Origin of the sequence: Amycolatopsis sp. NPDC004079 (genome assembly GCF_040610415.1) — a bacterium.
Lineage (GTDB): Bacteria > Actinomycetota > Actinomycetes > Mycobacteriales > Pseudonocardiaceae > Amycolatopsis > Amycolatopsis halotolerans.
Window position 1 is genome coordinate 27,730 of record NZ_JBEXMH010000080.1, and the last position, 6,818, is coordinate 34,547.

At 70.5% G+C, this 6,818-nt stretch carries 6 protein-coding genes; 3 read left to right on the forward strand and 3 right to left on the reverse strand.

Going from position 1 to position 6,818, the window contains the following annotated elements; translation table 11 throughout:
- Positions 1–205: 205 nt before the first annotated feature.
- The 3 genes from ABZX37_RS43300 to ABZX37_RS43310 all read right to left on the reverse strand — a co-directional run bounded on the left by ABZX37_RS43300 (position 206) and on the right by ABZX37_RS43310 (position 3,829).
- Complete coding sequence (locus tag ABZX37_RS43300) at positions 206–610, reverse strand: DUF3040 domain-containing protein (protein ID WP_354749880.1); 405 nt, start codon at positions 608–610, stop codon at positions 206–208.
- A gap of 1,126 nt (positions 611–1,736) precedes the next feature.
- Complete coding sequence (gene dinB / locus ABZX37_RS43305; protein WP_354749891.1) at positions 1,737–2,954, reverse strand: DNA polymerase IV; 1,218 nt, start codon at positions 2,952–2,954, stop codon at positions 1,737–1,739.
- A gap of 149 nt (positions 2,955–3,103) precedes the next feature.
- On the reverse strand, positions 3,104–3,829 hold the full coding sequence (locus ABZX37_RS43310) for a methyltransferase domain-containing protein (protein ID WP_354749882.1): 726 nt from the start codon (positions 3,827–3,829) through the stop codon (positions 3,104–3,106).
- A gap of 112 nt (positions 3,830–3,941) precedes the next feature.
- Here ABZX37_RS43310 and ABZX37_RS43315 point away from each other — a divergent pair, with 112 nt between their 5' ends.
- The 3 genes from ABZX37_RS43315 (at position 3,942) to ABZX37_RS43325 (ending at position 6,563) form a co-directional block, all read left to right on the forward strand.
- Positions 3,942–4,793 carry a ParA family protein gene (locus ABZX37_RS43315; RefSeq protein ID WP_354749884.1) on the forward strand — a complete coding sequence of 284 codons (852 nt, stop codon included), beginning with the start codon at positions 3,942–3,944 and terminating at the stop codon, positions 4,791–4,793.
- A 3-nt stretch (positions 4,794–4,796) separates the two neighbouring features.
- Positions 4,797–5,615 carry a DNA-formamidopyrimidine glycosylase family protein gene (locus ABZX37_RS43320; protein ID WP_354749886.1) on the forward strand — a complete coding sequence of 273 codons (819 nt, stop codon included), beginning with the start codon at positions 4,797–4,799 and terminating at the stop codon, positions 5,613–5,615.
- A 375-nt stretch (positions 5,616–5,990) separates the two neighbouring features.
- A complete protein-coding gene (locus ABZX37_RS43325; protein ID WP_354749887.1) occupies positions 5,991–6,563 on the forward strand; it encodes a GNAT family protein in 573 nt (190 codons plus the stop codon).
- Positions 6,564–6,818: the final 255 nt, after the last annotated feature.

Below are 6,818 nucleotides of genomic sequence, written 5' to 3' on the forward strand. Positions count from 1 at the left end.
CGGCCGAGCATTCCCGAACCGGGAGCGCGTCGAGCCCCGCACCGGACTGGAGCAAACCGGAGCCGGCGCAGGCCGAGCACGCGTCTTGCCCGCAGGTCGCAGGCCACCGGCAGGGAACCCGTGTCCCGCTAGCCGGTGCAGTCCGTGCCCACGCACGAGAATCCGCGCTCCGCCCCGAGGGGAGAAGCGCGGATTCGCCGACGTGCTATTGGCCTTCGAAGCGCTGGCGGAAACGTTCCTCCATGCGCTGCGTGAAGGAGCTCTTGCGGCCGGACGGCTTCCCCCCGCCGCCTCCGTCGTCATGGCCGTTCTTGCCGCCGCTGTCGCTGTGGCGCAGCGACGTCACGGCCATCATGACCCCGAAGAACATCACGAGGAACCCGAGCACGCTGACCACCGGCACGTCGGCGACCCGCAACACCGGGATCACCACACCGAGCACCAGCAGCGCAACGCCCACCACGAACAGGGCGATCCCCTGGATGCGCCGACGGCGCGCGGGTCGGCGCAACCGGGTGCCGCGCACCGTGGATGCGAACTTGGGGTCCTCGGCATAGAGCTCGCGCTCGATCTGGTCGAGCAGCCGCTGCTCATGCTCGGAGAGTGGCATCTTTCCTCCTCCGGCACAGCTGTCGCGGGCGCCGGGCCGCGCAACGTCCTGGACCCAACAGCCAACCCCAGGCGGGGTGGCACTGTCCAGGATACGAGCCCCGCGCTCGTCCGACTACCCGATCCCCGATCCGGAAATGATCGAATCGGGGGAAATCCCGCAAGATGCGGGTTGACAGTGCGTCACCGCGACGGAAGTCACCCCCTTCGGCGCAGTCCAGAGCCCCCTGCCGCCCTGTCGGCCTCCCCCGGGCGGGGTCCCTCGTCACGGAGAGAGAGCGTCCTCGCGCCGACCACCCGCCCTGCCGACACCCCGGCCGGGACGATCTTCCGCCGATCGATACCCTCCGATACTTTTTCACTGTCCCGCCCCCGAGATCGGCAATCCCCCCACCGCGCGGACAGCACGGATCCCGCTGACTCAGAGCGACCGCCGAACCCCTATTTCGGACCTCTTTCGGACCGCGGCCGCCGAGTCCGCGCCGGACTCTTATTGCCGACGAAGTGCCTGTCCCGGCGAATTGCCCACGAAACCACCGAGGGGGACGATTCTTCCGCCGACGCCGACGCCGACGCCGACGCCGACGCCGACGCCGACGCCGACGCCGACGCCGACGCCGGTGCCGGTGCCGGTGCCGGTGCCGGTGCCGGTGCCGGTGCCGGTGCCGGTGCCGGTGCCGGGAGGCTCGGCCGCGAACCCGGCACGGCTCGCGCAAGGACCACGAGCGCACTCAGCTGCGCGGCACCGTGCACCTCGGCCCCGTCCCGACGCCTAGCCGCTCGGCACCACCCACCTTCGCCACCGCACCGAGCCGCGCAGCACCCGATGGGCTGGCTTATCCAGACCAGCTCCTCAGCCCGGTGGTTCCCGCACCGCGCAAGGCGGCTGCGGGCCGACCGGCGGCACGGATCGCGGCGTTCTCCCCACTCCAGATCCGACTTGCGCCTCCCCCACGCCAGATCCGACTTGCGCCTCTCCCCACGCCAGATCCGATCTGCGCCTCCTCCCCACGCCAAATCCGACCTGCGCCTCCCGGCCAAACCCGCACCGTCTTCCCTGCCGACCCCGCTCCAGCCCCGCACCGAAAGCCCGGCCTCGCAGCCGCCCTCTCCCACCCCTCCAGGCCTCACTCCTCCCGAGGGGAAAGCAGCGAAGCAGGCCGGATCGCCGCCGAGCCGAACTTCAGCCTTGCCACGTCCGCCGCCACCTCGGCGTCCCGCCAGCGCGGCTCGTCGTTCGTGAACGACAGCTGCTCCCCGTCGTCCCCGGTGTCCAGGCCTTCCACTCGCACCCCGATCAGCCGGACCGCTCCCGTCGGCGCGTGCTCCGTCAGCAGCTCGACCGCCGTGCGGTGGATGTCCCGGGCCACGTCCGTCGCCGAGAGCACGGTGCGTGCCCGGGTGATCGTGCGGAAATCGGCGAACCGCACCTTGATCGACACCGTCCTCCCGCGCAGCTCGCGCGACCGGAGCGTCGCCCCGACCCGTTCGGACAGGCGCAGCAGCTCCAGGCTCAGCTCGTCGCGGTTCAGGACGTCGACGTCGAAGGTGTGCTCGGCTCCGATCGACTTCTCCGCCGACTCCGGTTCCACGGCCCGGTCGTCATGGCCGTTCGCCAGCGCCCACAGGTGATCCCCGACGGCCCGGCCCACCGAACGCCGCAGCCGGGCGGGCGGGGTGGCGGCGATGTCCGCGATCGTGTGCCAGCCGTGCTGCCGCAGCTGTTCCTCGGTCCGCTTCCCCACGCCCCACAGCGCCGACACCGGCAGCGGGTGCAGGAATTCCAGCGTCTCGGACGCGGGAACGATCACCATCCCGTCCGGTTTGGCCATCCCCGAAGCCAGCTTCGCCACGAATTTCACCTTCGCGACGCCGACGGAGCACGCGATCCCGTGCTCCGCCTGCACCCGCTCCCGAATCCGCGCCCCCAGCACGCCCGGAGTGGTGCCCAACCGCCGCAGCGCGCCTCCTACGTCCAGGAACGCCTCGTCCAGGCTCAGCGGCTCGACCAGCGGCGTCAGCTGCCGGAAAATCCCCATGACGCCGCGCGACACCTCGCCGTACAGCCCCGGCGTCGGCTGGATGCAGACCAGCTGCGGGCAGAGCCGTTTGGCCGTGGCGAAGGGCATGGCCGAGCGCACGCCGAAGCGCCGCGCCGGATAGCTCGCCGCGGCGACGACCGAGCGCGGGCCGCCGCCGGACACGACGACCGGCTGGCCCGCCAGCTCCGGCCGCGTGCGCAGTTCGCACGACACGAAAAAGGCGTCCATGTCCACGTGAAGGATCGAGCAGCCGGTGTCGTCCGGCAGCTCGGTCGCGCCCGTGGTGACGCGGTAGCGGGCCATCCCGCTCGGCAGTTCGGCGTTTCTCCCCACGCCTCCGGACGCTACCTGCCGCCACCGACAATTCCCGGCGCTCGAGCCGCGGCGGCCACGCTTACGGGTGGTTCGCCGTCCCGCCAGGACGATTCCCGCACCGCGACACAGCTGGCTTCTCAGCCCCGCCGGGCGATCGCGTGCAACCTGCCCGCGACGTCGCGCAGCGCGGGCACCGCCGAAGCGCTCAGCTCGAACTCGGCCAGCTCGTCCTCACGGACTCCGCCCGGCACGACGTCCGAGATCACCCGGTCGCCCTGCAGCAGCGTGACCTCCAGTCCGGCAGCCACGAGCGACTCGGTCAGCCCGGAACTGTCGTACCTGCGCAGTACGGTGTCCCCCGCGACAACCCCATCAGAACCTTCGAGCAGCTGCTGGGCCTCGGTGATCCGGCCGGCCAGCGCGCGATGCAGCACGGCCGCGGTGCGGTTGGCCACCAGCACCGACACGGCACCGCCCGGCGAGACGGCCGTGGCGAGTGCGTCGAGCACCGCGCGCGGGTCGTCCACGACCTCCAGCAGGCCGTGCGCCAGCACCAGGTCCGCCGACCCGGCCGGGACGTGCGCGCCCAGTGCGTCGGAGTCGTCCGCGATGACCGTGATCCGGCCGGAGACGCCCTCCTCCTCGGCGCGCCGGCGCAGCGTCGCGAGCGCGTTCGGGTTCGGTTCGACCACGGTGACCAGGCATCCGGCCGAGGCGAACGGCACCGCCCAGCCGCCGCTCCCGCCGCCGACGTCGACGACGACCGGCTGCTCAACGCCGCGGGCGCGGGCGGCCCGCAGTTCGGCCTCGAGCGCCCGGCGAACAGCGCCCGAACCCCGGGCGGCCACGGTGTCGGTCTTCATGGCCGACAGGGTAATGGCCGCCGGTCACTTGCCGTGACCCGCGTGGGCTCCGCAGCGGCGTTCGCCACCTTCCGCACTACCGCCCCGGCGGACGGCCCGTAGGCTGTGTCGAGTGCACACGGTCGCCGTTCTCAGCCTCAAGGGTGGTGTCGGCAAAACGACGGTCGCGCTCGGTATCGCGTCGGCCGCGCTGCGTAGGGGAACCCGCGCGCTCGTAGCCGACCTCGACCCGCAGGGCAACGCCACCACCTCGCTCGACCCGCCGTTCACCGACGCGACGCTCGCCGACGTGCTCGAGACGCCCGCGCGGGCCGTCCTCGAACGCGCGATCGCGCCCAGCGTGTGGAGCGAGGAGATCGACGTGCTGGTCGGCGCCGAGGAGCTGGAGTCGCTCAACGAACCCGACTCCGACGGCCGCCGCCTGGAAAACCTTTCCCGCGCGCTCGACGAGCTGCACCAGAACCCGTTGCGCGAGGAACCGTACGAGCTGGCGATCATCGACTGCCCGCCGTCGCTGGGCCGGCTCACGAAATCGGCGCTCGTGGCGGCCGACAGCGCGCTTATTGTGACTGAGCCCACAATGTACGCGGTCGCGGGCGCCCAGCGCGCGCTCGAAGCGATCGAACGGATCCGCGAGGACAGCAATCCGGCGCTGCGGCCGATCGGCGTGCTGGTGAACAAGCTGCGCGTGCGGTCGTACGAGCACCAGTTCCGGGTCTCGGAGCTGCGCGAGAACTTCGGCTCGCTGGTGATGCCGACCGCGATCCCGGACCGGCTCGCGGTGCAGCAGGCCCAGGGCGCGTGCAGCCCGATCCACGAGTGGCATTCCCCTGGCGCACAGGAGATCGCGCTGACCTTCAACATGGTCCTCGCCAAGATCCTGCGCTCCAACCGCGCCGGACGGCACCGCGTGCGCGCCGAGGAAGAAGCCGCGCAGGCGGAAGTGTCGGAAACCGCGGGCTGAACCGTGCCCGAGGGCGACACCGTATTCCTGGCCGGGAAGCTGCTCGACCGCGCGCTCGCCGGGAAAACGTTGGTGCGCGGCCAGTTTCGCCATCCCGAACTGGCCACTGTGGACCTGGCGGGCCGCGAGGTGCACGGCGTCGGCACCGTCGGCAAACACCTCTTCACGCGCTTCTCCGGCGACCTGACGCTGCACAGCCATCTGCGGATGGACGGCTCGTGGAAGATCCAGCCCGCCGGCGCGAAATGGGCGATGCCGGCTCATCACGCGCGCGTCGTGCTGATGACCGACGACGTCCAGGCGATCGGTTTCCGTTTGCACGACCTGAAACTCGTGTCCACCGCCGAGGAACACGACCTCGTCGCACACCTCGGCCCGGATCTCTTGGATCCACAATGGACAGACGAACACGCCGCGCTGGCCGCCGCCAACCTGGCCGCGAAACCGGACCGCGAACTCGGCGACGCCCTGCTGGACCAGCGGATCATGGCCGGCGTCGGCAACCTGTACAAGTGCGAGATCTCTTTCCTGCTGCGGGTTTCCCCGTGGACCCCAGTGTCCGGAGTGGACCCCGCACGCGCCGTGGCGCTCGCCAGGAAGCTGCTGGTCGCCAACGCGTGGCGGCACGAGCAAGCCACCACCGGCGACCTCCGCCGCGGCCGCCGCACCTGGGTCTACGAACGCACCCGCCAGGGCTGTTTCCGCTGCGGCGGCCCGCTGCTGGTGCGCCAGCAGGGCGACGGACCGTACCAGCGCCCGACCTGGTGCTGCCCGCGCTGCCAGCCCGGACCCGTCCCGGCCGATGGACCGCCGCGCAAATGATGTTGCCGTACCGAGAGGTTCGCGGTTAGCGTGGCAGTACACGAGAGAGGAGGTGGTCCTAAGTTGTATTCACACAGGACTCGTGAGGTGGCTGTCCGCTAGCGGATGGCACGTGTTGGGACTTTGAGCAGCGATGCAACAGAGCCACCTTCGGCTCATCGCCTGCTTCACGTGCTGCCTGCTGACGAATACCAGGCAGTCACCGGGTTCCCGGGGTTCTCGAGCACCGGTCCGGCTCGAGCCTGGACGCTGACGGCGTCCAGGAGGCGCCCCGGGAATTTCCATGTCCGCTTTCGGTGTTCGCCGCGTGCTGTTCCCGATGGGCGATCACCACGGCGGTTCCTGCGCACCCGCGGAAGTCGCTAGGCTGGGAGAATGCTCAGGCCGGACTACCCGATCAGCACCGAACGCCTGCTCCTCCGCCCCTTCAGGGACGAAGATCTCGATGCCCTGAACTCGTTCCAGTCCCGCGCGGACGTCGTCCGCTACCTGTACTGGGGACCGCGCAGCCGCGCGGAATCGGCCGCCGCGCTGGCGAAGCGCGTCCACAGCGCGACGCTGTCGGAAGAAGGCCAGTTCCTCGCCGTCGCCGTGGAACTCGCCGAAACCGGGCAGCTCATCGGCGACCTCAACCTCGAATACCTCAGCGCCGAACACCGCCAAGGCGAGATCGGCTTCGTCTTCCACCCCGACCACCACGGCAAAGGCCTGGCCCTGGAAGCAACGAGAGAAGTCCTGCGGCTCGGCTTCGAAGACCTGGGCCTGCACCGCATCATCGGCCGCTGCGACGGCCGCAACACCGCGTCGGCGTCGTTGATGGAGCGCCTGGGCATGCGGCAGGAAGCAAGGCTGCGGGAAAACGAGATCGTCAAAGGCGCATGGACCGACGAGTTGGTCTACGCCATGCTGGAAGACGAGTGGAAAGCTGGCGCCGCCCGGTTGAACTGATGCCCGGGACGGTTGCGGCCAGGCAGTTCGCGGACGCCGCTGGGCGGGTACGGAGTTCGGATGTTTCGGCTGGCCCACGCTGAAGGCTGGCCTGCCTCAAGGCGGTGGCCAGGCACGGATGCCGGGCGCGATCTTGGGACGCCCGCAGTATGGCTAGGTGCCGTGAAGGGCTCCTTGAGGGAATCTGACCTGGATCCACCGGTGTTTGTGGTGTTGTAGGTCGTGTCTGGACGCGCAGATGCCCTCTGGCTTGGG

What these genes read in the sequence shown, in the direction of transcription:
- ABZX37_RS43325 (WP_354749887.1), top strand. Translation starts at nt 5,991, where the DNA reads ATGCTCAGGCCGGACTACCCGATCAGCACCGAACGCCTGCTCCTCCGC.
- ABZX37_RS43310 (WP_354749882.1), bottom strand. Translation starts at nt 3,829, where the DNA reads ATGAAGACCGACACCGTGGCCGCCCGGGGTTCGGGCGCTGTTCGCCGG.
- ABZX37_RS43300 (WP_354749880.1), bottom strand. Translation starts at nt 610, where the DNA reads ATGCCACTCTCCGAGCATGAGCAGCGGCTGCTCGACCAGATCGAGCGC.
- dinB (WP_354749891.1), bottom strand. Translation starts at nt 2,954, where the DNA reads ATGGCCCGCTACCGCGTCACCACGGGCGCGACCGAGCTGCCGGACGAC.